The 23,393-nt window shown below is 63.6% G+C and carries 23 protein-coding genes; 7 read left to right on the forward strand and 16 right to left on the reverse strand.

Annotated features, from left to right (window positions below; all coding sequences use genetic code 11):
- Window positions 1-34: 34 nt before the first annotated feature.
- Both clpA and clpS read right to left on the reverse strand, forming a co-directional pair.
- Window positions 35-2,335 carry an ATP-dependent Clp protease ATP-binding subunit ClpA gene (gene clpA / locus GCN78_RS10640; RefSeq protein WP_034751575.1) on the reverse strand — a complete coding sequence of 767 codons (2,301 nt, stop codon included), beginning with the start codon at window positions 2,333-2,335 and terminating at the stop codon, window positions 35-37.
- Window positions 2,332-2,634 (reverse strand): ATP-dependent Clp protease adapter ClpS, encoded by a 303-nt coding sequence (gene clpS, locus GCN78_RS10645; RefSeq protein WP_070221390.1) that lies wholly within the window; start codon window positions 2,632-2,634, stop codon window positions 2,332-2,334. The genes clpA and clpS overlap by 4 nt, the downstream gene beginning before the upstream one ends.
- Before the next feature lie 322 nt (window positions 2,635-2,956).
- On the opposite strand from clpS, the gene cspE reads away from it, so the two are divergent.
- Entirely contained in the window at window positions 2,957-3,160 is a 204-nt protein-coding gene (cspE, locus tag GCN78_RS10650; protein WP_010395943.1) for a transcription antiterminator/RNA stability regulator CspE, read from the forward strand.
- A 92-nt stretch (window positions 3,161-3,252) separates the two neighbouring features.
- Here cspE and icd read toward each other — a convergent pair whose 3' ends face one another.
- The gene (gene icd / locus GCN78_RS10655) at window positions 3,253-4,506 is read right to left on the reverse strand and encodes an NADP-dependent isocitrate dehydrogenase (protein ID WP_152251688.1); all 1,254 of its coding nucleotides are present in this window, start codon (window positions 4,504-4,506) and stop codon (window positions 3,253-3,255) included.
- A 287-nt stretch (window positions 4,507-4,793) separates the two neighbouring features.
- Here icd and GCN78_RS10660 point away from each other — a divergent pair, with 287 nt between their 5' ends.
- The 3 genes from GCN78_RS10660 (at window position 4,794) to GCN78_RS10670 (ending at window position 6,366) form a co-directional block, all read left to right on the forward strand.
- Complete coding sequence (locus GCN78_RS10660; RefSeq protein WP_152251689.1) at window positions 4,794-5,357, forward strand: pseudouridine synthase; 564 nt, start codon at window positions 4,794-4,796, stop codon at window positions 5,355-5,357.
- 110 nt (window positions 5,358-5,467) lie between these two features.
- Entirely contained in the window at window positions 5,468-5,791 is a 324-nt protein-coding gene (locus GCN78_RS10665) for a hypothetical protein (protein WP_152251690.1), read from the forward strand.
- A gap of 131 nt (window positions 5,792-5,922) precedes the next feature.
- Complete coding sequence (locus GCN78_RS10670) at window positions 5,923-6,366, forward strand: DUF192 domain-containing protein (RefSeq protein WP_152251691.1); 444 nt, start codon at window positions 5,923-5,925, stop codon at window positions 6,364-6,366.
- Window positions 6,367-6,521: 155 nt separating this feature from the next.
- On the opposite strand, the gene rpsT is transcribed toward GCN78_RS10670, so the two are convergent.
- Window positions 6,522-6,788 (reverse strand): 30S ribosomal protein S20, encoded by a 267-nt coding sequence (gene rpsT / locus GCN78_RS10675; protein WP_010395935.1) that lies wholly within the window; start codon window positions 6,786-6,788, stop codon window positions 6,522-6,524.
- A 308-nt stretch (window positions 6,789-7,096) separates the two neighbouring features.
- Between rpsT and murJ the strand changes: the two genes are divergently transcribed.
- The gene (murJ, locus tag GCN78_RS10680) at window positions 7,097-8,644 is read left to right on the forward strand and encodes a murein biosynthesis integral membrane protein MurJ (protein ID WP_152251692.1); all 1,548 of its coding nucleotides are present in this window, start codon (window positions 7,097-7,099) and stop codon (window positions 8,642-8,644) included.
- Window positions 8,645-8,831: 187 nt separating this feature from the next.
- Here murJ and GCN78_RS10685 read toward each other — a convergent pair whose 3' ends face one another.
- The 12 genes from GCN78_RS10685 to gspG all read right to left on the reverse strand — a co-directional run bounded on the left by GCN78_RS10685 (window position 8,832) and on the right by gspG (window position 18,945).
- Window positions 8,832-9,329 (reverse strand): FxDxF family PEP-CTERM protein, encoded by a 498-nt coding sequence (locus GCN78_RS10685; protein WP_152251693.1) that lies wholly within the window; start codon window positions 9,327-9,329, stop codon window positions 8,832-8,834.
- 218 nt (window positions 9,330-9,547) lie between these two features.
- Window positions 9,548-10,204, reverse strand: a complete 657-nt coding sequence (locus tag GCN78_RS10690; protein ID WP_152251694.1) for a type II secretion system protein — start codon at window positions 10,202-10,204, stop codon at window positions 9,548-9,550.
- Window positions 10,205-10,209: 5 nt separating this feature from the next.
- Entirely contained in the window at window positions 10,210-10,602 is a 393-nt protein-coding gene (locus GCN78_RS10695) for a type II secretion system protein (RefSeq protein WP_152251695.1), read from the reverse strand.
- 3 nt (window positions 10,603-10,605) lie between these two features.
- On the reverse strand, window positions 10,606-11,100 hold the full coding sequence (locus tag GCN78_RS10700) for a type II secretion system protein (protein ID WP_152251696.1): 495 nt from the start codon (window positions 11,098-11,100) through the stop codon (window positions 10,606-10,608).
- On the reverse strand, window positions 11,097-13,127 hold the full coding sequence (locus GCN78_RS10705; protein ID WP_152251697.1) for a secretin N-terminal domain-containing protein: 2,031 nt from the start codon (window positions 13,125-13,127) through the stop codon (window positions 11,097-11,099). The genes GCN78_RS10700 and GCN78_RS10705 overlap by 4 nt, the downstream gene beginning before the upstream one ends.
- Complete coding sequence (locus tag GCN78_RS10710) at window positions 13,127-13,648, reverse strand: hypothetical protein (RefSeq protein WP_152251698.1); 522 nt, start codon at window positions 13,646-13,648, stop codon at window positions 13,127-13,129. Before GCN78_RS10710 ends, GCN78_RS10705 begins: the two co-directional genes overlap by 1 nt.
- Window positions 13,645-14,208 carry a hypothetical protein gene (locus GCN78_RS10715; RefSeq protein WP_152251699.1) on the reverse strand — a complete coding sequence of 188 codons (564 nt, stop codon included), beginning with the start codon at window positions 14,206-14,208 and terminating at the stop codon, window positions 13,645-13,647. Before GCN78_RS10715 ends, GCN78_RS10710 begins: the two co-directional genes overlap by 4 nt.
- Window positions 14,205-14,753, reverse strand: a complete 549-nt coding sequence (locus GCN78_RS10720; protein WP_152251700.1) for a ubiquitin family protein — start codon at window positions 14,751-14,753, stop codon at window positions 14,205-14,207. The genes GCN78_RS10715 and GCN78_RS10720 overlap by 4 nt, the downstream gene beginning before the upstream one ends.
- Entirely contained in the window at window positions 14,750-15,568 is an 819-nt protein-coding gene (locus tag GCN78_RS10725) for a hypothetical protein (protein ID WP_152251701.1), read from the reverse strand. The genes GCN78_RS10720 and GCN78_RS10725 overlap by 4 nt, the downstream gene beginning before the upstream one ends.
- Window positions 15,561-17,261, reverse strand: coding sequence for a GspE/PulE family protein (locus GCN78_RS10730; protein ID WP_413465203.1), 1,701 nt, complete (start codon window positions 17,259-17,261; stop codon window positions 15,561-15,563). Before GCN78_RS10730 ends, GCN78_RS10725 begins: the two co-directional genes overlap by 8 nt.
- Window positions 17,258-18,463, reverse strand: coding sequence for a type II secretion system F family protein (locus GCN78_RS10735; RefSeq protein WP_152251702.1), 1,206 nt, complete (start codon window positions 18,461-18,463; stop codon window positions 17,258-17,260). The genes GCN78_RS10730 and GCN78_RS10735 overlap by 4 nt, the downstream gene beginning before the upstream one ends.
- Window positions 18,464-18,501: 38 nt before the next feature.
- Window positions 18,502-18,945 (reverse strand): type II secretion system major pseudopilin GspG, encoded by a 444-nt coding sequence (gene gspG, locus GCN78_RS10740; RefSeq protein ID WP_152251703.1) that lies wholly within the window; start codon window positions 18,943-18,945, stop codon window positions 18,502-18,504.
- A 462-nt stretch (window positions 18,946-19,407) separates the two neighbouring features.
- On the opposite strand from gspG, the gene GCN78_RS10745 reads away from it, so the two are divergent.
- Both GCN78_RS10745 and GCN78_RS10750 read left to right on the forward strand, forming a co-directional pair.
- The gene (locus GCN78_RS10745) at window positions 19,408-20,166 is read left to right on the forward strand and encodes an NF038120 family PEP-CTERM protein (RefSeq protein WP_152251704.1); all 759 of its coding nucleotides are present in this window, start codon (window positions 19,408-19,410) and stop codon (window positions 20,164-20,166) included.
- Between the two features lie 43 nt (window positions 20,167-20,209).
- A complete protein-coding gene (locus GCN78_RS10750; RefSeq protein WP_152251705.1) occupies window positions 20,210-23,362 on the forward strand; it encodes a S8 family peptidase in 3,153 nt (1,050 codons plus the stop codon).
- Window positions 23,363-23,393 lie beyond the last annotated feature (31 nt).

A 23,393-nucleotide genomic window follows, 5' to 3' on the forward strand; every position in this document is an offset into this window, starting at 1 on the left:
TTGCGTGGGCGGGTTTTCGTTGACGGCAGGAAGCTTATTCCACTTCCACCGTTTCCGGTGCAGCCGTCGGCGCCGCGTCTGGCGGTTCCGGGAATTCCAGCAAGACCTGGTCCTTGTCGTCGAGGTCGACCGTGACCCGTCCGCCCGTCACCAGGCGGCCGAACAGCAGTTCGTCGGCCAGGGCCTTGCGGATCATGTCCTGGATCAGGCGCGCCATCGGCCGCGCGCCCATCAGCGGATCGAAGCCCTTCTTGCCGAGGAAAGCACGCAGCTTCTCGGTAAACACGGCTTCGACCTTTTTCTCGTGCAGCTGCTCTTCCAGCTGCATCAGGAACTTGTCGACCACGCGCAGGATGATTTCCTGGTCCAGCGCGCGGAAGCTGATGGTCGCGTCGATGCGGTTGCGGAACTCCGGCGTGAACATGCGCTTGATGTCGGCCATCTCGTCGCCCGCCTGCTTCGAGTTGGTGAAGCCGATCGACGTCTTTTGCAAGCTTTCCGCGCCCGCATTGGTCGTCATGATGATGATGACGTTGCGGAAATCGGCTTTGCGGCCATTGTTGTCCGTCAAGGTACCGTGATCCATCACTTGCAGCAGGATATTGAAAATGTCCGGATGGGCTTTTTCAATTTCATCGAGCAGCAAGACCGCATGCGGCTTCTTGGTGATCGCTTCCGTCAGCAAACCGCCCTGGTCGAAACCGACGTAGCCCGGCGGCGCGCCGATCAAGCGGCTGACGGCGTGGCGTTCCATGTATTCCGACATGTCGAAACGGATCAGCTCGATACCGAGGATGAACGCCAGCTGCTTGGCCACCTCGGTCTTGCCGACACCGGTCGGACCGGAGAACAGGAAGGAGCCGATCGGCTTGTCCGTCTTGCCCAGGCCGGCACGCGCCATCTTGATGGCCGAAGCCAGCGCGTCGATGGCGGGATCTTGCCCGAACACGACATTGCGCAAGTCGCGGTCGATCGTCTGCAGCTTGCTGCGGTCGTCCTGGTTGACCGTTTGCGGCGGAATGCGCGCGATCTTGGCGATGATGTCCTCGATCTCGGCCTTGCCGATGGTTTTCTTTTGCTTCGACTTCGGCAGGATGCGCTGCGCCGCGCCCGCTTCATCGATGACGTCGATCGCCTTGTCGGGCAAGTGGCGGTCGTTGATGAAGCGCGCCGCCAGTTCGGCCGCCGTCGACAGGGCCGACGCCGAGTATTTCACGCCATGGTGCTCTTCAAAGCGCGACTTCAAGCCGCGCAGGATTTGCACGGTTTGCTCGACGGTTGGCTCGTTGACGTCCACTTTCTGGAAGCGGCGGCTCAAGGCATGGTCTTTTTCGAACACGCCGCGGAATTCCGTGTACGTGGTCGCGCCGATGCATTTGAGCTGGCCATTCGCCAGTGCCGGTTTCAGCAGGTTCGACGCGTCCAGCGTGCCGCCCGAGGCCGAGCCGGCACCGATGATGGTGTGGATCTCGTCGATGAACAGGATGCCGTTCGGATTGTCCTTCAATTGTTTCAGCACGGCTTTCAGGCGCTGTTCGAAGTCGCCGCGGTATTTGGTACCGGCCAGCAAGGCGCCCATGTCCAGCGAATACACGACGGCATTCTGCAGGATTTCCGGCACGTCGCTTTGCGTGATGCGGTAGGCCAGGCCTTCGGCGATGGCCGTCTTGCCCACGCCCGCCTCGCCGACCAGCAGCGGATTGTTCTTGCGGCGGCGGCACAGGATCTGGATCACGCGGTCGACTTCTTCCTCGCGCCCGATCAGCGGGTCGATCTTGCCTTCGGCGGCGGCCTTGTTCAGGTTTTGCGTGAACTGGTCGAGCGGGCTTTCCTTCGGCTGGCCGTCGACGGGCGCTTCTTCCACGCCTTCGGAGGCTTTCGCGCTTTCCGTCGACTGGTCCTTGCGCACGCCGTGCGAGATGAAATTGACCACGTCCAGGCGCGTCACGCCCTGCTGGTGCAGGTAGTAGACCGCATGCGAATCCTTTTCGCCGAAGATGGCCACCAGCACATTGGCGCCCGTGACTTCCTTCTTGCCGTTCGAGGCGGACTGGACGTGCATGATGGCGCGCTGGATCACGCGCTGGAAACCAAGCGTCGGCTGGGTGTCGACTTCGCCCGTGCCAGGCACGGTCGGCGTGTTATCGCCAATGAAATTGGTGAGGGTCTTGCGCAGGTCTTCAATATTGACCGCGCAGGCACGCAACACCTCGGCAGCGGAGGGGTTGTCCAGCAGTGCCAGCAGTAAATGCTCAACCGTGATGAATTCGTGCCGTGCCTGCCGAGCTTCGACAAACGCCATGTGCAAACTTACTTCTAATTCCTGCGCAATCATACTTCCTCCATCACGCACTGCAGGGGGTGCCCCGCCTTGCGCGCATGCGTTAAAACGAACTCCACTTTGGTACACGCTATATCTTTAGAGAACACGCCGCACACTCCTTTGCCGTAGCGATGAACACTGAGCATGATTTGCGTCGCCGTTTCACGGTCCTTGTTGAAATACTCCTGAATGATGGCCACCACAAATTCCATCGGGGTGTAGTCGTCATTGAGCAAGGCTACCTGATAGAGCGGCGGCGGCTTCAGCACTTGCCGCTCCAGCAGGGTTTCTGAGTCGTGCTTGGTTGCCATACGCTTATTCTAATGCTTTCACAGTGGTTGTCATGCGCAATATCTACGCCTTTCCAATTGTTTTCAATCTTACGCGTTTTCTTAATAGTGCGCAGATGGCGACCTTGCTGTCAAAATCAAGAGTTGCTTTTTTGGTCGCCGTGAAGAATTTGGCAATATCGATGGAAAAGCGCTTGACTTCATTATTTATTCCGCCAACAATGGCTGTATCGACTGTTGCAGTAATGTACAGCTTGATAAGAAGTGAGACGTCGAGGAGGGGGCAAGAAGCTTCTTGCTTTTATGGCTCGTGTGATTTGTTTTAATTTTGAAAGTTCTTTTTATGGCAACAGGTACAGTTAAGTGGTTCAATGATTCCAAAGGTTTTGGCTTCATCACCCCAGATGATGGCGGCGAAGATTTGTTTGCTCACTTCTCCGCAATCAACATGAACGGTTTCAAGACCCTCAAAGAAGGTCAAAAAGTTCAATTCGAAGTCACGCAAGGCCCTAAAGGCAAGCAAGCTTCCAACATCCAGGCAGCCTAAGCATCTCCGGCCCTCAGATGTGAAAAACCCCGTCTCCTGACGGGGTTTTTTTTCGTCCGCAGGGTGCGCAGCACCCCGCCCCGCCCCTCGTGTTACATGTGTTCGATCATCACCTGGCCGAAACCGGAGCACGACACTTGCGTCGCGCCTTCCATCAGGCGGGCGAAATCATAGGTGACGCGCTTCGAGGCGATCGATTTTTGCATCGAAGAAATCACCAGGTCGGCCGCTTCCAGCCAGCCCATGTGGCGCAGCATCATTTCCGCCGACAAAATCAGCGAACCGGGATTCACGTAATCCTTGCCCGCGTACTTCGGCGCCGTGCCGTGCGTCGCTTCGAACATGGCGACGGAATCGGACAGGTTGGCGCCCGGCGCGATGCCGATGCCGCCCACTTGCGCCGCCAGCGCGTCGGAAATATAGTCGCCATTCAAATTCAGGGTGGCGATGACGCTGTATTCGGCCGGACGCAGCAAAATCTGTTGCAGGAACGCGTCAGCGATGGAATCCTTGACGATGATGTCGCGGCCCGTCTTCGGATTCTTGAACTTGCACCACGGACCGCCATCGATCAGCTCGGCGCCGAATTCCTTTTGCGCCAGCGCATACGCCCAGTCGCGGAAGCCGCCTTCCGTGTACTTCATGATGTTGCCTTTGTGCACGATCGTCACGGATGGCTTGTCATTGTCGATCGCATACTGGATGGCCTTGCGCACGAGGCGCTCGGTGCCTTCGATGGAAACGGGCTTGATGCCCAGGCCGGACGTGGCCGGGAAGCGGATCTTGGTCACGCCCATTTCATTGATGAGGAAATCCATCAGTTTCTTCGCGTCGGCCGAGCCTTGCTGGTATTCGATGCCGGCGTAGATGTCTTCCGAGTTTTCGCGGAAAATCACCATGTCGGTCTTTTCCGGCTCTTTCACGGGCGATGGCACGCCCGTGAAATAGCGCACGGGACGCAGGCAGACATACAGATCGAGCTGCTGGCGCAGGGCCACGTTCAGCGAGCGGATGCCGCCGCCGACGGGCGTGGTCAGCGGCCCCTTGATGGAGACCACGTAATCTTTCAGCACTTGCAAGGTTTCTTCCGGCAGCCACACGTCGGGGCCATACACATTCGTCGATTTTTCGCCCGCATAGATTTCCATCCAGCTGATCTTGCGCGCGCCGCCGTAGGCCTTGGCCACGGCGGCGTCGATCACCTTGATCATGACCGGGCTGATATCGATGCCCGTGCCATCGCCTTCAATGAAGGGAACGATGGGATTATCTGGTACATTCAGCGAAAAATCGGCGTTGACGGTGATTTTTTGGCCGTCAGCAGGTACAGTGATATGTTGATACATCGTGATCTCCGAAGTGGGACACACCGCTGGCGGAAACACTGGCCGGCGACGCGCTCTGCGGTTGCAGAGTTTACAAAAACAAGTCCGAACAGGGCGGCAACAAGGTACTTTAGCAGGGAAAGAACAGCGGGGCCATCCACGGGGCCAAAGAACATTCGCCATACCGCCAAGTCTTCTATAAGACATAAGACTATAATTTCACATTATGCACCAGTATCTTACAGGGCGCCACGCTTTTGCGGCGCCGACCAGCAGCCACCATCGTTTGCATCAATTCCATTACCAGCATGCCACTCATCCTCTTCAATAAACCATTCCAGGTCCTGTGCCAGTTTTCACCGCAGGAAGGCCGCGCCACGCTGGCCGACCACCTCACCATCCCCGGCATCTACCCGGCCGGCCGGCTCGACGCCGACAGCGAAGGCTTGCTGCTGCTGACGGACGACGGCCGCCTGCAGCACGAGATCAGCCACCCGGACCGCAAGGAAGCGAAAACCTACCTGGTGCAGGTCGACGGCGTGCCCGATGCGGCCAGCCTGGCGCGCCTGCAGGCGCCGCTGGACCTGGGCGACTTCGTCACCAAGCCGTGCAAGGCCGTGCGCATTGCCGAGCCGGACTGGCTGTGGCCCCGTAATCCGCCCATCCGCGCGCGCGCCGACAAACCGACCGCATGGCTGGCCATCACTTTAAAAGAAGGAAAGAATCGGCAAGTGCGGCGCATGACGGCGGCCGTCGGCCTGCCCACCCTGCGCCTGGTGCGCAGCGCCATCGGCCCGTTCTCGCTGGCCAGCCACCCCTTGCTGCCAGGAGAATGGTGCGAAGTGCCGGCGGAAAACATTGGAAAAGCGTGAACGGGGCAAGAAAAACCCGCCTCGGCGCCGAATTTTTCCAAGAAGCACTATTTATTTTTAGATAATGCATTAAAATCATCTGACCTTAACATGACTGAAAAGGAAAGATGATGACAAAAGCAATACTGGCCCTGGCCGCCTCCCTGCTTGCCGGCGCCGCCTTGGCGCAATCGGGCGCCACGGTGCACGCTTCCGCCGCTACCGATGCCATCAAACCGCCACCTGCTTCGGCGGCCAGCCATGCCTCGGCCGCCACCGACGCCGTCAAGCCCGTGCCGCCGGCGTCGGCCACCGTCAACGCGTCGGCCGCGACGGATGCGGCCCGGTCCGGTGCATCGTCCAAGGCGTCGGCCGCCACCGATGCGCCGCGCCTGATTCCCCAGGCGCGCAAGAGCAAGCAGCCGGCCGCCGAGGCAGGCAAGCCCATGAAATAAGTGTCGTTCCCGGGGTGACGGCGGCAAGCATGTTGCTGTCACCCCACGCTTTCGGCGCGGCCGGGCGGCGCGCTTGACCAGGCAGGCGCCAGCATGGCTTAATCGCCGCTTCGCAGCCACCGTCCCACCTCATGAAAAATTCCCTACGCTGTCTCAGCCTGTCCATCGCCGTGCTGGCGTGCGCCAGCATTGCCCAAGCGCAAACCAAGAGCTTGCAACTGTCGGCTGGCATGCATTTGATCCAGGCGGAACTGGCCGCCACGGAAGAGCAGCGCGAACAGGGTTTGATGTACCGTGACAAGATGCCGCCCAATGCGGGCATGCTGTTCGTCTTTGGCAACCCATCGACGCAATGCATGTGGATGAAGAACACGCCGCTGCCCCTGTCGGTGGCTTTTATCGATGCCAGCGGCAAGATCGTCAACATCGAAGACATGCAGCCGCACACGCTCGACAGCCATTGCTCGACGAAGACCGTGCCCGTGCGCTATGCGCTGGAAATGCACCTGGGCTGGTTCAAGCAAAGGAACATCAAGCCGGGCATGAGCATCGGCAACCTGCCTGCGGCACGCTAGGCCCTGGCCGCTGTCCGCTGCGGACACGGCCACAAAAAACGCAAAAAGAACGCGAAAAAACCCGCCAGAATGACTCTGCGGGTTTTTGCTTTTCAACCAGTGCCAGCGTACCGGCACAGGCAAGGCCACCGTGGTGGCTTGCCTGCTGGCGAATATTAAGCGGACAGTGCTTTCAAAGCAGCTGCCAGACGGCTCTTGTGGCGAGCTGCCTTGTTTTTGTGGATGATCTTCTTGTCAGCGATACGGTCGATGGTCGACACGGATGCTTGGAAGATTGCAGCAGCAGCTGCCTTGTCGCCGCCCTGGATCGCTTTGCGAGCAGCTTTGATAGCCGTGCGCAAGGTCGAACGTTGGGACGAATTGTGTGCGTTTTGCTTAACTGCTTGACGAGCGCGTTTGCGCGCTTGTGCGGTATTTGCCATGGAATTTCCTAAAACAGGGTCAAAGTGCGTTTGCAAACATTAGTGTTTGCCAACCGGTGCGTTCTGTGCGTCTGCCGAACCATGTGTGCCAAACCAGTGCCTGTCAAACATTAGTGTCTGCGTAACAGAATTCTGTACAGCCTTCGATTATAGCGATATTTTCAAGCGGGGGCAAATCAAAAAACCGTGTGTGATGCCAAAAACACCTGAAAATGGGCCTGGCAAGGGTGAATCGGCCGCGATTGTTACCCGCTTGTTACCATATTTTAACCGTTCGCCGGTACCGCGCCCGGCTATAATCTGCCCCCATGAACTTGCTTAAAACCCTCGCCGCCATTTCCAGCATGACCATGCTGTCCCGTGTAACCGGATTATTGCGCGAAAGCCTGTTCGCGCGCGCCTTTGGCGCCGGCGCCTACACGGACGCCTTCATTGTTGCCTTCCGCATCCCCAACCTGCTGCGCCGATTGTTTGCCGAAGGCGCGTTCTCGCAAGCCTTCGTGCCGATCTTGTCTGAATACAAGAACCAGCATGGACAGGAAGCGAGCAAGCAATTGGCCGACCATGTGGCCACGACCCTCGTCTGGGCCACTTTGCTCGTGTCCGCCATCGGCATCCTCGGCGCGCCCTGGTTCGTGTATGTGATCGCCACGGGCCTGTCCAAGGACCCGGGCGCTTTTGACGCGGCCGTGTGGATGACGCGCTTGATGTTCCCTTATATTACCTGCATGTCCTTCGTGGCCCTGGCAGGCGGCATACTGAATACCTGGCGCGAATTCAAGATTCCCGCGTTCACGCCAGTGCTGCTGAACCTGTCGTTCATCGCCGCCTCGCTGTTCCTCGCGCCCTACTTGAAGCAGCCGATCTACGCCATGGCCATCGCCGTGTTCGCCGGCGGCCTGCTGCAGGTGGCCATCCAGATTCCCGCGCTGATCAAGATCGGCATGCTGCCGCGCCTGTCGATCAATCCCGCCATCGGCCTGTCCGACGGCGGCGTGCGCCGCGTGCTGAAGAAGATGGGCCCGGCCGTGTTCGCCGTCTCGGCCGCCCAGATCAGCTTGATGATCAATACCAGCATCGCCTCGCGCCTGGCCGAAGGCAGCATTTCCTGGCTGTCGTATGCGGACCGACTGATGGAGTTCCCCACCGCCATGCTGGGCGTGGCCCTGGGCACCATCTTGCTGCCCAGCCTGTCGAAGGCGAACGTGGATGGCGACAAGACGGAATACTCGGCCTTGCTTGACTGGGGTTTGCGCCTGACTTTCCTGCTGGCCTTGCCCGCCGCCGTCGGCATGGCGACTCTGGCCACGCCGCTGATCGCCACGCTCTTTCATTACGGCAAGTTCACGGCCGAATCCGTCACCATGTCGACGCAGCCGCTGGTGGCCTACAGCCTGGGCCTGATCGGCATCATTCTCGTGAAAACCCTGGCGCCCGCGTTTTATGCGCGCCAGGACATCCGCACGCCCGTGAAAATCGCCATCGGCGTGCTGATCGCCACGCAGCTGATGAATTTGCTGTTCGTGCCGTACATCGCCGTGGCCGGCCTGGCCCTGTCGATCGGCCTGGGCGCCTGCCTGAACGCCAGCTTCCTGTACTGGGGCTTGCGCAAGCGCGGCATCTACCAGCCGAAACCGGGCTGGGCCAAGTTCTTCCTGCGCCTCCTGCCGGCGCTCATCGTGATGGGCGGCGTGGCCTATCTTGGCGCCATGCGCATCGACTGGATCGCTATGCAAGCCCATCCGTTGCTGCGGGCCGGCGCGCTGGCCCTGGTGGTGGCCGTGTGCGGCGTGGCGTATTTTGCGACCTTATTTGCGGTGGGCTTCCGCTTCCGCGACTTCAAGCGCCACGCGTGACAAGCTGTGCAGGACGTTGTTGCCGGCGTCTCGCCGTACTGGCGTACTGTCTTCGACTTGGCGCCTAGTCCTGCGCAGCTTGTCCGGATTGTGCAGGACTTTGTTGCCGGCGTCTCGCCGTACCGAGGAAAGACGAAAGACGAAAAAAAACCCGCCGAAGCGGGTTTTTTTTCGTTGCGGCGCAAGCTTAGGCAGCTTTTTGCGCGCGACGACGGGCGGCGAAACCGACCAGCGCCAGGCCGCCGAGCAGCATGCCATAGGTTTCTGGCTCAGGCACTGGCAGTGCCGAGACGGAACCCAGGTAAGCGGCGTTTTTCAGACCCGTCAGGCCCGTGACGTGCACGGTGTACGAACCGGCGGCCAGTTGACCATCCCAGCTCAGGCTCTGGATGCCGGTAGCGGCGGTGTAGGTCAGGTTGCCGTAACCCAGCAAGGTGGCCGAGAAATCCTTGATCGCGCCTTCGACCACGGAAAACGTTTGCAGCGCGCCAAACGAGGTCGACGATGGCGTGACCAGTTTGAAGGTCCAGAAGTCATCAACCACGCTGTTTGCGGCAAACTTGGTGGTGATGGCCGACAGGGTGTCGGAACCCGTTGGATCCAGGATACCCAGGTCGTACGTCGCTGCCGATGCGCTGAACGATGCTGCTGCCAGAATGCCTGCAGCGATAAATTTCAATTTCATAGTTTATCCTCAAAAGTAATTTATGGCTGCAATGCGCAGGCCACCAATAGTTTTAGTACCGGAAGTACTGATGAGGATGGTAGCATAATTACATTGATTTAATTATAAATATTTTATCTTAGTTTCACCTGTGATAACTATTTTTCAGGTGCAATAGTTACCTGAGCCGATTACTTTCCAGGCAAAAACAGTTCACATGGTATCGATGGCTTTTTAGCTTACTTTTCAGGTGAAACTGCCTGTTCCGGGGCTGGCGCGGGCAATTCGACCTCTTCCAGCGCAGGCGCAGGCTCGGTTTCTTGCGTAGGGGAAATAGGACGAGAAAACAACGCCGGCGCCCGCACGTCCGGCGCGGCGGGCGCGTCATCGCTGCCAGGCGCCTGCGCCGCACCGGGTGGCGGTGCTGGCTGGGCAGGCAACATGAACTGCCACTCCGACAGGTGCGTCTTGCCTTCAAAACCGGCGTAACGGGTCTCGAAGTTGCCAACCTTCAATGGTGCCGCCTGCGACAGGCTGTGCACGCCGATGATGCCCTGGCTACCCGGCTGGTACAGCAAACCCCACTCGGCACGCCCCGTGACGGGGTCGACAAACAGCTTGCGCAAATGGCGGCGCATTTGCGGAAAGCGGGGATCGCGCAGCAAGGAGGCCAGGGTCGGCGGCTGTTGCGGCTGGCCGGGCGGCGTGGCGGCCGCATAGCTGTACAAGGCGTCGGAAAACTGCGCGCCGATGTCGAGCAATTCCTGCTCGGCCGCCTGGCGCTGCAGCAGCGAGCCCATCTTCAGCCCGGCCGCCCCCACCAGGCCCAGGATGGCCACCAGGATGATCAGGCCCAGATACGTAAAACCGCGCTGGCGGCGCGCAGGACGGTGCATGGTCGCTACCAGTCGGCGAACGGCGTGCCGCTGCGGTCCTTGCCGGGCGCACCGCTTTTCACGTCATACACCTGGCCCGGCGTGTCGTCGGGCGGCGGCACGGTGACCCAGCTGGCGTCGCTGTCGGTGATGGGATCGATGGGCATGGCGCGCAGGTATTTCTTTTCCACCAGTTGCTCCAGAGAGTCGGGATAGCGTCCCGTATCGCCGTGGAACTGGTCGATGGTCGTGCGCAGATTGCGCAAGTTATCCGCCAACACGGTTTCCTTTGCCTTGTCGAGACTGGGAAAGTAGCGGGGCACGGCCAGGGTCAGCAGCAGCGCCACGATGCCGAGCACCACCAGCAATTCGATCAGGGTGAAGCCGCGCCTGCGGGCGGGAAGGATGTCAGCAGCCATGGTTCACCATAGACGGTAAGGCACGTTGTTCAAGCCGGTCTTGCTGGAAGTCGAGTACACGTCGTACACGTCGTCGCCTTCGCGCGGCTCGGTCGCTTCGCTGGCATAGCTGCGCTTGCCCCACGTCTGCGCATCGCTCAATCCCGCGTCCGCATTGAACGGGTCGCGCGGCACGCGGCGCAGGAAAAACAGCTTGCTGCGCTTCGGGTTGCGCTGGTCCGGCACGCCCTCGACCAGCAGTTCCAGACTTTTCGGGTAGCCGCTGGCGTCGGGCGCGCGCAGGATGCGGCCCTCGTCGCCGGCCCGTTTATAGGCGTCGAGCCCCTGGCGGATCTCGCGCAGCGCGCGCCGCAATTCCTGCTCCTGGCGCCGCTGCACCGTCACCTGCGTGACGGGGATCACCAGGGTGGCCAGCACGCCCAGGATGGCCAGGGTCACCAGCAGCTCGATCAGGGTGAAGCCGCCCTGCTCCCCCTGCGCAAGATGCGCCGGTCTCATTTGGCGGGCGGCGGCGCCACCGGCACCGGTTGGCTCGACGACAGCGGCAACGGCGCCGCCTGCAGCGGCACGGGCTGGCCGGCCGATATCGGCAAGGGCGAGGCGGCCGGTTCGGGCGACGGCGCGACGGCAGGCGCGGGCACGCTTTGCGGCAAGGCCGATGGCATTTGGACGGGTTCCATCAGCGGCTGCGCCGGCGCCGGCTGCATGCCGACGGCGGACGGACCGGAACGCACGATCACCGTACCGGGCATCTGCGTGGGCGCCTTGGCTGCCATGTCGGGACGGCGGCGGAAGCTGCCTTCCGTGCCGGCCGAGAATTCCGATTCCTTCGCTTCCGGGCGCTGCACCGTGCGCACCAGGTGCGGCGTGATCGACAGCACGATCTCCGTCTTCTGGCTGTCATCCTTGCTGCTGCCGAACAGGCGTCCCAGCACGGGGATGTCGCCCAGGCCAGGCACCTTGTTGCCCGAGCTGCGCTCTTCATTGTTGATCAAGCCCGCCAGCACCTGGTTTTCGCCATCCTTCAGCTGCAGCATGGTCGACGCCTGGCGCGTGCCGATCTGGTACAGGGTCGAGCCGCTCCGGGTGGTGGTGGCCGCGCCCAGGTTGCTCACTTCGAGCGAGATGCGGATGCCCACTTCATTGTTCAAATAGATGGTCGGCTCGGCGTTCACCGTCAAGCCCACGTCCAGGTAGCTGATCGACTCGGAAGCGAAGCCGCCCGTGCCCGGCGAAATGGTGGTGGTCACCACGGGCACCCTGTCGCCGATGACGAATTTCGCCTTTTCCCGGTTGCGCACGCGGATGCGCGGATTGGCCAGGATGTTCGCGTCGCCGTCCGTCTTGTTGGCGTTCGCCGTCACGGCCAGGTTGCTCACGCCGATAGTACGCTGGTTCAGATTATTCAGGTCGTTGACGGTCAGCCCGATCCCGCCCGAGGTGGAAAGCGGCGTCAGGGTCAGGCTCGATGGCCAGGCCACGCCCAGTTCCATCAGGCGGCTGCGCTTGACTTCGAGGATTTCCAGCTCCAACACCACTTCCGCCTCGGGCACGTCCTGCAGCGCGATCAGGCGCTCGGCCAGGCGGATCGCCTCGGGCGTGTCGCGCACGATGACGAGGTTGAGCTTTTCATCGGCCACCACGTCGCGCGTCTTCAAGATGGTCTTGAGCGTATTGGCCACCTGCTTGGCGTCCGCGTTCGCCAGGAAGAAGGTTTTCACCAGCACTTCCTGGTATTCCTTCAGCTTGGCCGCCACGTTCGGATAAATCAGGATCGTGTTCGCGTCCATCACCTGCTGCTCCAGCTGGTTCGTCACCAGCAGGAAGTACACGGCCGATTCCACCGTGCTGTTTTTCAGGAAGATCGATGTTTTCGCGTCGGCCTTGACGTCCTTGTCGAAGACGAAATTGAGGCCGGAGCGGCGCGCGATCAGCTCGAACACCTGTTTTAACGGCGCGTCGCGAAACTCGATCGTGATCGGCTGCTTGTACGACTTGGCCAGGCCCGATTCGACGAGGGGTGGCGCCGTCTTGTCATCGACTTCGCGCAGCAGCGCGCGCGCGCCGGCGTGACCTGGTTGCTCCGTCAGGATGGCGTTCAGGCGCTGGCGCGCCGGGTCGTATTGTTTGGCATCGAACGCCGTGCGCGCATCGGCCAGCAATTTCACCTGGCGCTGCTCGCGTTCGAGCGCGCGCAAGCCGCTGTTGGCGCGCTCGTTCTGCGCATCGATTTCCAGCACGCTCAGAAAGCCCGCGCGCGCCTGCTCGCCCTGCCCCGCCTGCGCCTGGCGCTCGGCCTGCTGCAGACGGCTGCCGGTGGCCCGTTCGCGCGCCTGCAGATAGGCGCTGCGGTATTGCGCGTTGCCGGGGTCTTGCCGCAGCGCTTCCTGCAGCTTTTGCAGGCCGGCCGGCACCTGGTCTTGCGCAATCAGCTCGCGCCCGTCGCGGTAGGCTTGCTGTCCTGCGCAGCCGGACAGCAGCACCAGCAGCGCCAGCAACGGCGCCGGTGAATAGGAACGAGACATCAGTCGAGTACTCCAATGTTAAGCTGCTGAACCTGGTTCAACGGCAGATAAGTGAGCGTCATGACGGGCGGCGCGATCGTCACGACCTTGTAGGCGCCATCGATGACGGTATTGGCGCGCACGATATAGGTCTTGTCGGCGCGCGACAGGAACACTTCCCACGCGCCGTCGGCGGCCGCCTTGCCCAGATAGACGAAGGGCAGTGGCGGCGCCATTGGCGCAGGTGGCGGCGGCGCGGCCGCGACCACCGTTTTCGGCGGCGGCGGGGTCCAGTCCTGGCTCCGGAAGACGCCATCGGCGCCGCCAAAGGTCTCGCCTTCCTCGCCCGCCACCTCGCTGCGCGGCAGCAGAACCAGGATGGCCGGCTGCGCCGCCTCCGCCTTGCCGGCCGGCTTGCGCGCGGGCGCGACGGCCCGCTCGACGGCTTCGGCCACGTCGGTCACGGGCTGGCGTTCGCCGAACAACAGCAAGGCGCCCGCGCCCAGCACGCCGGCCAGCAGCAGATAGTGACGCGGCGTCATGGCAACGCTCCCGCGCTGTCAGTTAAATAAAACGTCAGGCGCAGGCGCGCTTCGAGTTGCGTGTCGGCGATCTGCTCGCGGCGAAAACTCAGTTCGTCGAGCGAGGCGAAGGGCATGGCGCGCAGGGCCTGCAGCGCGAACTGCCACACGGCCGCGTAACTGCCCTTCAGCGGCAAGGTCACCTGATACGTGGCGACCCCGCTGGCCTTGTCGTAACCGCTCTTGTATTCGCCTTGCGCCAGCAGCAAACCGTTTTTCGCGGCCAGATCGAACAGTTGCTTGACTTGCTGCTCCGCGTGGCGCTGCTGCCCCAGGGCGGCATAAAAGCGCGCCAGGTTCTCGCTGGCCGTCGCCGGCGGCGCCAAGGCAGCCACGGCCAGCGACGGCTGCGGCAAGGGCCGCGCTTCCAGCCGCGCCGCCACGCTCCGCTGCTGCCAGGCCCAGATCCAGGCGGCCGCGCCCAGCGCGAGCAGGGCCACGGCCAGGCAGGCGGGCGCGCCCAGGCGGCGCAACAGCAGTTGCGCGCGCAGGCGCAAGAGCGCGAGGTCGATGGCCATCATGGCGTGCCCCAGCGCGCTTCAAGCTGGAAGCGCAAGGGTTTGTTCGGATCGAGCGCGTTGATTTCATGACGCAGCAGCTGTACACGGGTGCCGAACAGTTCCTGCTGCTTCAATTGCGCGATGTAGGCAACCATGGCGTCGCTGCCGGTCGTTTCGGCCGTGATCTTCAGCACGCGCTTGCGCGCATCCGGTTCCAGCGCCAGCAGCGCGATGGCGGGCGGCGTGGCGCTGGCCAGCGCATCCTGCAGGTCGCGCCACGGCAGGTTCAATTGCAGGATGGCCGCATTCACGGCCGCCGCCTGCGCCGGCGCGATCAGCACTTGCGGTGCCGGCGCCGGTCCCCGCATGGCGGCCATCACGCGCTGCTGCGCCAGATGCCAGCGTGCCTCGCTTGCCTGCTGGCGCTGCAGCGCGGCGCAGCCAGCCCACGCCGCCGTGACGCTCAGTGCCACGCCCAGCGCGCCGGTGCACCACGCCCACGCGGGCACGCGGTGCAGGCTGCGGCGCCAGTTTGGCGGCGCGAAATCGATATCGAGGCGCGTCATGCCACGCCTCCGCTGCGGGCCAGCCGACCGGCTGGCGAGCAGGCGCCTTCCCCGTCTGGCGTGGCAAAGAGCTGGCAGTGGAAAGCTTGCGCCGGCGCCAGCCAGAGCGCTGGCGGCGCGCCGCACAGCTGCAGCAGCGCCGGTGCGGGCACGCCTTGCAGCAGCGCTTCGCGCATCAGCGTCTGTTCCAGCCAGCCATGGCCGGCGCCCGCGGGGACGGGCAGCGCGCGCACGGCGCGCAGGCGTCCATCGTGCCGCACGCCCAGGGTCAAGGTGTTCTCCTGCAGCTGGCCAAACCAGGCGCCCGGTTTCAGCGCCCCATGCCAGCGGTTCCAGTGGCGCGCAAATTGCGGCGTAATGAAGATCAGGGCCAGCTTGCGTGCGACCGCCACGCGCGTCAGCTGCGCCAGCAGCGCACGCGGCACGGCGCAGAAAAACGGCGCGCGCGCATCCCAGGCGCTGCTGCTGTGCCACACGCCGGGAGGATCGCCATACAGCGACTGAAAGCGCAGCGCGGCGGCCGCCTCGATGTCGGCCAGGCGCGCGGCGCCTTGCGGCATGTCCACGTGCCACAGGCGCGCCAAGCCATCGTCGAGCACCACGGACAGGGGCCAGCCCGCGTATTGGCCCTCTGGCAGCAACTGCGCCAGCGTCTGGCCCAGCGCGGCAAAATCGCCATGCAAGGAATCATCGGGCACATACGCCGCCTCGCCCAGCAAGGTCCAGGCGGGCGCGCGCCAGCGACTGCTGCGCCACAGGCTCACCTTGCCCGCCGCCACGCCCAGGCGCAGTCCTAGTCCGTAAGCTCTACGCATGCAGGGTGACCCTCTTGATTTCCGTGATGGTGGTGGCGCCCCGCTTGACCAGTTCCAGGGCCGCCAGGCGCAGGCTGCGCGTGCCGTTCGCATACGCGGCCGCCTTGATCTGGCGGATCGGCTTCTTGTCGACGATCAGTTCGCGGATTTCATCGGTTAGCACGAGAATCTCGGCGATCGAGCGGCGCCCCTTGTAGCCGGTGCCGCGGCAGTCGCCGCAACCCTTGCCCTGCTTGAATTCATAGCCTGCCACGTCGGCGCGCGCCAGGCCCACGCTGGCCAGCTCACTGTCGTCGGGCGTGTAGTCGGTGGCGCAATGGGGGCAGTTGGTGCGGATCAGCCGCTGCGCCCAGATGCCGTTCAGGGCCGAGACGAACGCATACGGATCGATGCCCATGTGGGTAAAACGGCCGAACACATCGAAGACATTATTCGCGTGCACGGTGGTGAGCACCAGGTGGCCCGTGAGGGCCGACTGCACGGCGATTTCCGCCGTCTCGCGGTCGCGGATCTCGCCCACCATGATCTTGTCGGGGTCGTGGCGCAGGATCGAGCGCAAGCCCTTGGCGAAGGTCAGCCCCTTCTTTTCATTGACGGGGATTTGCAAAATGCCGGGCAGCTGGTATTCGACGGGGTCTTCGATGGTGATGATCTTTTCGCGTCCGTTATGGATTTCCGTCAGCGCCGCATACAGCGTCGTCGTCTTGCCCGACCCCGTGGGCCCCGTCACGAGCAGCATGCCGTAGGCTTCCTGCGCCAGCGCGCGCAAGGCTTCCAGCGAGGGCGCGTCAAAGCCCAGCGCTTCGAGCGTCAGGGCGCCGTACGCCTCGATCATGGCACGCTTGTCGAGAATGCGGATGACGGCGTCCTCGCCATGGATGCTGGGCATGATGGAGACGCGCAAATCGATTTCGCGCCCGCCCGATTCGACGCGGAAGCTGCCGTCCTGCGGCACGCGGCGCTCGGCGATATCGAGTTCGGCCAGCACTTTCAGGCGCGAGATGATGTGCTCGGCCACTTCGATGCCATTGACGGCCGTGGCGTGATCGAGCACGCCGTCAACGCGGTATTTGACGGCCAGGCCGCCGGCCGTGCTTTCCAGGTGGATGTCCGAGGCGCCCGCCTTCAGCGCGTCGTACAGGGTCGAGTTGACCAGCTTGACGGCGGGGCTGGCCGCTTCCGACACGCTGGCGAACGACAGCACGGCGGCCGTCTTGCCGTCGCGCCGCGCGTCGGTGGCGGCGCCGGGCAGCAGGCTGTCGACGGCGCGCGCCGACTCTTCCTGCTTCGACAGGTAGGCGCCGATGTCGGCCTGCAGCGCCAGGCGTATGCTCAATGCCCCCTGTCCCGCGCGCGCACTGAGCCAGGTTTGCAGATCGAGGTCGAAGGGGTCGGCGATCACGCCCAGCAGTTGGCCATCGGCGGCGCGCAGCAGCACGCTTTGGCGCGCCAGCGCCTGCGACAGGGGCAGCACGTCGAAGGCGGGAGCATACGCCAGCATGTCGGCCGTTTCCAGCACGTCCAGGCCGAATGGGCGCGCCAGGTCGCGCACCACGGCGCGCGCCTCGATGCCGCTCAGCTGCTGCAATTCCTCGACCAGGCTGCGCTTCGATTGCCGGCTCAGGATGCGCGCGCGCTGCAGCAGCGCAGGGTCGATGGCCACGCCGGCCACGCTGGATTCGGTTTGCATCATGAAATGTCGCCGGCAAGGTCAAAGATGGGCATGTACAGCAGGATCACGATGGCGCCCACGACCAGGCCGATGGCGGCCATCAGCAAGGGTTCGAAGGTGCGCGTGAAACGGTCGATCCAGCGGCTGATCTCGCCGTCATAAAAGGCGGCCGACTGCGTCAGCATGGGGCCCATGTCGCCCGTGCGCTCGCCCACGCGCAGCATGCGCAGGGAAATGGGCGTCGTCAGTTGATGCTGTTCAAACGCCGACGAAAGGGGCTGGCCCGCCTCGATGGCGCCGCGCGCCTGTTGCAACGACGCCTGCATGCCTGGGGACACCATCGCCTGCACCGTGGCGATCGCCTGCACGATGGTGATGCCGCCCTCGGCCAGCATGCCCAGGGTCAGGTACAGGCGCGACAGTTCATAGATGCGCACGCGCTCGCCGATGCCGGGCAACTTCGCCAGCAGGCGCGCCACGCCGCCGTGGCGCAGCACGCGCCGCACGGCGGTGACGATCGCGCCGCCGCCGATCAGCAGCCCGAGCAACAGCAGCACGCCATGTTCGGTGACGAACTGGCCCCAGCTGAGCATGACCTGCGACATCCACGGCAGGTTGCGTCCGGCGCCTTGGTAGACCTCGGCGAAGCGCGGCACGACATAGCTGATCAGGAAACCGCTGACGCCGCCGCCCACGGCCAGCAAAATAGTGGGATAGATGGCGGCGCTGACGATCTTGCCGCGCACCGTATCGATGCGCTGCTGGTAGTCGATGTAGCGCGACAAGGCGCGTGGCAAGTCGCTCGTGCCTTCGGCCGCCTTGACGATGCCGATATACAAGGGGGGAAACAGTTCGGCCTGCTCCGCCAGGGCGGCGGAAAAGCGCTTGCCTTCGCGCAAGCCTTCCAGCAAGCGCGTGAGCACGCTGCGCGTGGCCGGCGACGCTTCCTTTTCCAGCAAGGCTTCCAGCGCTTCGACGATGCCCAGGCCCGCTTGCAACAGCGCCAGCAATTCCTGGCTAAACAGCAGCAAGGGCAAGGCCCGCGCACGCTGGCGCCCGGCCGCACTGAACGGCGTGGCCCGCAGCGGACGGATGGCGCTGACGAACAGGCCGCGCGCCTCGGCCTGGCGGCGCGCGTCGGCTTCGTCGCGTCCGTCGATCACGCAGGTGTGCAAGGTAGCGACGGCCTGGTCCGTGGAAAGCGCGCGTACTTCAAACTGCATGATGGCTTGTCCGTGGCGAAAGAGTGGGCGCGCTGGCCTTATTGCGAGCTGATGTCGGCATTCTCGCCGCTGCCGCCCGGCTGGCCATCCTTGCCCGTCGAGACGATGTCATATTCGCCCTTGCTGCCCGGTGCGCGGTATTGATAGGCGTGGCCCCACGGGTCGAGCGGCACGGCCTTTTTCAGGTAGGGGCCATTCCAGCGCGTGCCGGCGGCGGGCGGCGCGACCAGCAGCGCGGCCAGGCCTTCTTCCGTGGTGGGATAGCGCCCCACATCGAGGCGGTAGGTGTCGAGCGATTTTTCGAACGCCTCGATCTGCGCCTTGGCCACCGTCACTTCGGATTTGCCCAGCTGGGCGAAATACTTGGGGCCGACATACGCCGCCAGCAAGCCGATGATCACGATCACGACCAACAGCTCGAGCAAGGTAAAGCCGCGCGCATGGCGCGTTGCCGCAAGGTTCTGCCTGTGTGCTGCATGCATCCGGTCACTCCTTATTGCCTACCTTCAATACATTGCGTCGCCGCGCGCAACGGATGGCCACGCACGGGCGACACGCGCTTGCCTGATGCTTACCAGCCTACCATGCCGATTATGGTTAATACAATCTTTTCTTTGTACTGTGAACAACAAATCACCGAGGAAACGATCTGGCGCAATAAAGGGACGGTAGGCGCTTGCACTCTCCGCGCATGTGTCAGGAATCAACTATTTTCGCGTAGGAAACCTGTAACTATCGGTATTCAAATCATAGTATTACATGAACTTTATTCATTCATTATTTGTAACTTTCAAATTAAATTTGAAAGAATATCGAACAATCAAATTGCCTATTTTGCTATAGTAAAAATCAATTTTCTGCGCATTGGTCTTATCCGGCCGCGCGGAAAAGAGCCTCCAAGACGCAAAACATATTGCATCCGACATAACATCAAGGGAAAATTCATGACTCGTATCGTGCATTCGAAGGCAGCTTCCGCAGCAAGTCCCTTCTCCGCCAAACGCTTGACCGGCGCCGCCATCCTGGCCCTGTCCGCCGCCTGCGCCCCCGCCGCCATGGCGGACGTGATCAACTTCGATAATCTCGATAGCCAGTTCGTCGGCCACGGCGACGCCCTGGAAATCGGCAAGTTCCTGTTGACGGGCGCCTCGAATGTGCCGGGCGCCAATTATGGCGACCTGGTCGGCGCCGTGTTCGACGGCACGGACCCGGCCGCCTGCGGCATGGCGTGCCCGACCAACAATACGAGCAATTACTATGCATCGCTCAACGATGGCATCGTCTACCTCGATCCGCTGAACCCGGGCGGCAGCGTCAGCCTGCAAGGCTTCGACGCCAGCTTCATCGGCTACGCCCAGGGCGTCACCTATCCGGCGGTGGCCGGCCTGCTGCGCGTGCAAGGCTTCTACGCCAACGGCTCGTCCATCTATGAAACCTACCAGTTGGGCGGCCCCATCGGTGGCAACTTCCAGTTTCAGCGCTACAACACCAGCGCCAGCTTCGGCAGCCAGCAATTCGCCTCGCTGGCCTTCTTCGGCTTCACGTGCAACACGGCCGGCAGTTGCAGCGCCTTCAGCACGAACAAGGGCCAGTTTGCGCTCGACAATATCGTCGCCTCGGTACCGGAGCCATCGACCTACGCCATGATGCTGCTGGGCCTGGCAGGCATCGGTTTCGCGGCGCGCCGCCGCCAGCAAGCCTGATCTCCCCTCTTCGATTCCCGCTACCGTCACCAGGAAACCCGACATGACATTCCGTCCCACCTTGCGTCCCATTTCGCTCGCCGTGCTGAGCCTGTTTGCCAGCCTCAGCTTCCAGGCCCACGCCGACGACCTGCGCCGTCCCTACATCGTGCAACTGACCGACAAACCGATCGCCTCCTACACCGGCTCGGTGGAAGGCCTGGGCGCCACCCAGCCTGCCGCCGGCGGCCGCCTCGACCTGGCCAGCGCGCAAGTGCAGCTGTACGGCGACTACCTCGAACAGAAACAGGCCCGCGTGCAGGCGCTCGTCGCCGCCGCGCCCGTGCAATACCAGTACAAGATCGTCCTCAACGGTTTCTCCGCCCTGCTGACGGACGCCGAGGTGCGCCAGCTGCAAGCGAGCGGCGAAGTGGCCAGCATCGCCCCCGACGAGCCGCGCGCCCTGCAAACGAACTACACGCCCACCTTCCTGGGCCTGGACCAGCCGGGCGGCCTGTGGAGCCAGCTGGGCGGCAAGCAGCATGCGGGCGAAGACATCATCATCGGCATCGTCGATGGCGGCGTGTGGCCGGAAAACCTGTCGTATGCGGACAAGGTCGACGCCAACGGCGCCCCGACCTTCGACCCGAACGCCACCCTGGCATACGGCGCCGCGCCGGCCGCCTGGAAGGGCAGCTGCCAGACGGGCGAAGGCTTTACGCAAGACCACTGCAACAATAAACTGCTCGGCGCGCAATACTTCAACGCCGTGCGCCTGACCGAGACGGACAAGATCCAGCACTGGAGCGAATTCACCTCGCCGCGCGATTCCATCGGCGACCCGAATGGCGAAGGCGGCCACGGCACGCACACCTCGTCCACCGCGGGCGGCAATGCGGGCGTGCCCGTCACCACGAACGGCACGCCGCTGGGCGCGATTTCCGGCGTGGCGCCGCGCGCCCGCCTGTCCGTCTACAAGGTGTGCTGGTCCTACAACCTGGCCACCCAACCGACCGGCGCGAAGAACGGCTGCTACGGCGGCGACAGCGTGGCGGCGATCGAAAAAGCCGTGCAGGATGGCGTGCACGTGATCAATTACTCGATCAGCGGTGGCGGCAGCGTCAACGACCCCGTCGAGCAAGCCTTCCTGCACGCGTCGAACGCGGGCGTCTTTGTCGCCGCGTCCGCCGGCAATGCGGGACCGGCCAATACCGTGGCCCACGTCAGCCCGTGGATCACCACGGTGGCTGCCTCGACGCACAACCGTGCCAACCAGGCCACCGTGACCTTGGGCAATGGCGCCAAGTACACGGGCGCCTCGCTCAACTACAACCCGCTGCCGGCCACCACCCTGATCCGCGCCCAGGATGCGGGCCTGCCCGGCGCCGATGCGCAAAAACTGGCGCTGTGCTACCGCGCCGGCGACAACGGCGGCGTGGCCCTGCTGGACCCGGCCAAGGTGGCCGGCAAGGTCGTCAGCTGCCTGCGCGGCACCACGGCGCGCACCGACAAGGGCGTCGCCGTGCTGGAAGCCGGTGGCGCCGGCATGGTGCTGGTCGACACGGGCATCGGCCTGGTGTCTGATCCGCACGTGCTGCCGGCCGTGCACGTGAGCGCCGCCGATGGCGCGCTGATCAACGCCCAGGCGCAAACGGGCACGGCCACGGCCGCCATCTCGCGCTTCGTCACCAATGGCAACGGCCCTGCCGCGCCCGTGGTGGCCGACTTCTCGTCGCGCGGCCCGAACCTGTACGACGCCAACCTGCTCAAGCCCGACGTCACGGCGCCTGGCGTGGACATCCTGGCCGGCGGCACGCCTGCCCTGTCGCGCGCCCAGCGCGACGCCGTGCAGGATGGCAACCTGGTACCGCCGCCAGCCTACATCTTCCTGCAAGGCACCTCGATGGCCAGCCCGCACGTGGCCGGCCTGGCCGCCCTGCTGCGCCAGCAGCATCCGAACTGGAGCCCGGCCGCCATCAAGTCGGCCCTGATGACGACCGGCAGCACCACCTTGCCTGACATCCAAGCGGGCGACGCGCGCGGCATCCTGCCATGGGGCCAGGGCGCCGGCCACGTGACGCCGAACAAGGCGACCGATCCCGGCCTCGTGTATGACGCCAGCCTGGCCGACTACAAGAAATACATGTGCGGCGTCGGCATGACGGCCGAATGCGCGGGCGGCACCCTGGCAGGCTACAACCTGAACATGCCGTCGATCACCATCGGCAACGTGCTGGGCACGCAAACGGTGACGCGCCGCGTCACCAACGTGGGCAGCAGCAGCGCCACCTACACGGCCAGCGCCTCGGTCAGCGGCTACAGCGTGGCGGTGGCGCCGACCACCCTGACGCTCGCGCCCGGCGAAACCAAGTCCTTCACCGTGACCTTGACGCGCACCACGGCGCCGGACAACGCCTGGCAATATGGCGCCCTCGTGTGGAGCGACGGCGTGCACACGGTGCGCAGCCCCGTCACGGCCCGCTCGGGCCGCGCGGTGCAGTCGCCGGCATTGCTGCAGGCCGACAAGGTCAGCGGCCTGCGTTCGCTGACCCTGTCCACCGGCTTTGCCGGCAAGGTGGGTGCCGCGACGGGCGGCCTGAAGGAAGTGACGCGCAGCGAGCACACCATCAGCCAAGCCGCGACGGGCAGCGTCGACACGCTGGCGCAGATGGCCGACGCGTGCAAGGCGGGCGGCAGCGGCGTGCGCGTGGTCAATGTCAGCATCCCCGCCAGCACGGTCGTGGCGCGCTTCGAAATCTTCGACCGCGACACCAGCGAAGGCGCCGGCAATGACCTAGACTTGCTGCTGCTCAACAGCGCCGGCGCGACGGTCGCCACCTCGGCCACGACCGGCTCGAACGAGGCGATCACCATGACCACCCCGGCGGCGGGCAGCTACAAGGTGTGCGTGATCGGCTACGAAGTGGCAAATGGCGCGTCGACCGGCTTCGGCCTGTCGTCGGCCGTCGTCACGACAGCCGACAAGGGCGGCAACCTGAAAGCCACCCTGCCGAGCAAGGTGTACGTGGGCGGCAGCGCCACGGCCGGCGTCAGCTGGTCGGGGCTGGAAACGGGCAAGCGCTACCTGGGCGGCGTAGTCTTCCTTGATGGCAACAACGCGGCGGCGTCCACCACCGTGCTGTCGGTGGAGACCAACAACCCGTTGCCGCTGGCCGTCCCCAGCCAGCGCAACGTGAGAGCGGACGCCAAGCTGTAAGGCTCTCGCTCCAGGCGGTCACACGGCGCGC

Origin of the sequence: Janthinobacterium rivuli (assembly GCF_009208735.1) — a bacterium.
Taxonomy (GTDB): domain Bacteria; phylum Pseudomonadota; class Gammaproteobacteria; order Burkholderiales; family Burkholderiaceae_D; genus Janthinobacterium.

Bases quoted from the DNA above. Each gene is read 5' to 3' on its own strand.
- clpA (WP_034751575.1), bottom strand. From the start codon at position 2,335: ATGATTGCGCAGGAATTAGAAGTAAGTTTGCACATGGCGTTTGTCGAA.
- clpS (WP_070221390.1), bottom strand. From the start codon at position 2,634: ATGGCAACCAAGCACGACTCAGAAACCCTGCTGGAGCGGCAAGTGCTG.
- cspE (WP_010395943.1), top strand. From the start codon at position 2,957: ATGGCAACAGGTACAGTTAAGTGGTTCAATGATTCCAAAGGTTTTGGC.
- icd (WP_152251688.1), bottom strand. From the start codon at position 4,506: ATGTATCAACATATCACTGTACCTGCTGACGGCCAAAAAATCACCGTC.
- GCN78_RS10660 (WP_152251689.1), top strand. From the start codon at position 4,794: ATGCCACTCATCCTCTTCAATAAACCATTCCAGGTCCTGTGCCAGTTT.
- GCN78_RS10665 (WP_152251690.1), top strand. From the start codon at position 5,468: ATGACAAAAGCAATACTGGCCCTGGCCGCCTCCCTGCTTGCCGGCGCC.
- GCN78_RS10670 (WP_152251691.1), top strand. From the start codon at position 5,923: ATGAAAAATTCCCTACGCTGTCTCAGCCTGTCCATCGCCGTGCTGGCG.
- rpsT (WP_010395935.1), bottom strand. From the start codon at position 6,788: ATGGCAAATACCGCACAAGCGCGCAAACGCGCTCGTCAAGCAGTTAAG.
- murJ (WP_152251692.1), top strand. From the start codon at position 7,097: ATGAACTTGCTTAAAACCCTCGCCGCCATTTCCAGCATGACCATGCTG.
- GCN78_RS10685 (WP_152251693.1), bottom strand. From the start codon at position 9,329: ATGAAATTGAAATTTATCGCTGCAGGCATTCTGGCAGCAGCATCGTTC.
- GCN78_RS10690 (WP_152251694.1), bottom strand. From the start codon at position 10,204: ATGCACCGTCCTGCGCGCCGCCAGCGCGGTTTTACGTATCTGGGCCTG.
- GCN78_RS10695 (WP_152251695.1), bottom strand. From the start codon at position 10,602: ATGGCTGCTGACATCCTTCCCGCCCGCAGGCGCGGCTTCACCCTGATC.
- GCN78_RS10700 (WP_152251696.1), bottom strand. From the start codon at position 11,100: ATGAGACCGGCGCATCTTGCGCAGGGGGAGCAGGGCGGCTTCACCCTG.
- GCN78_RS10705 (WP_152251697.1), bottom strand. From the start codon at position 13,127: ATGTCTCGTTCCTATTCACCGGCGCCGTTGCTGGCGCTGCTGGTGCTG.
- GCN78_RS10710 (WP_152251698.1), bottom strand. From the start codon at position 13,648: ATGACGCCGCGTCACTATCTGCTGCTGGCCGGCGTGCTGGGCGCGGGC.
- GCN78_RS10715 (WP_152251699.1), bottom strand. From the start codon at position 14,208: ATGATGGCCATCGACCTCGCGCTCTTGCGCCTGCGCGCGCAACTGCTG.
- GCN78_RS10720 (WP_152251700.1), bottom strand. From the start codon at position 14,753: ATGACGCGCCTCGATATCGATTTCGCGCCGCCAAACTGGCGCCGCAGC.
- GCN78_RS10725 (WP_152251701.1), bottom strand. From the start codon at position 15,568: ATGCGTAGAGCTTACGGACTAGGACTGCGCCTGGGCGTGGCGGCGGGC.
- GCN78_RS10730 (WP_413465203.1), bottom strand. From the start codon at position 17,261: ATGATGCAAACCGAATCCAGCGTGGCCGGCGTGGCCATCGACCCTGCG.
- GCN78_RS10735 (WP_152251702.1), bottom strand. From the start codon at position 18,463: ATGCAGTTTGAAGTACGCGCGCTTTCCACGGACCAGGCCGTCGCTACC.
- gspG (WP_152251703.1), bottom strand. From the start codon at position 18,945: ATGCATGCAGCACACAGGCAGAACCTTGCGGCAACGCGCCATGCGCGC.
- GCN78_RS10745 (WP_152251704.1), top strand. From the start codon at position 19,408: ATGACTCGTATCGTGCATTCGAAGGCAGCTTCCGCAGCAAGTCCCTTC.
- GCN78_RS10750 (WP_152251705.1), top strand. From the start codon at position 20,210: ATGACATTCCGTCCCACCTTGCGTCCCATTTCGCTCGCCGTGCTGAGC.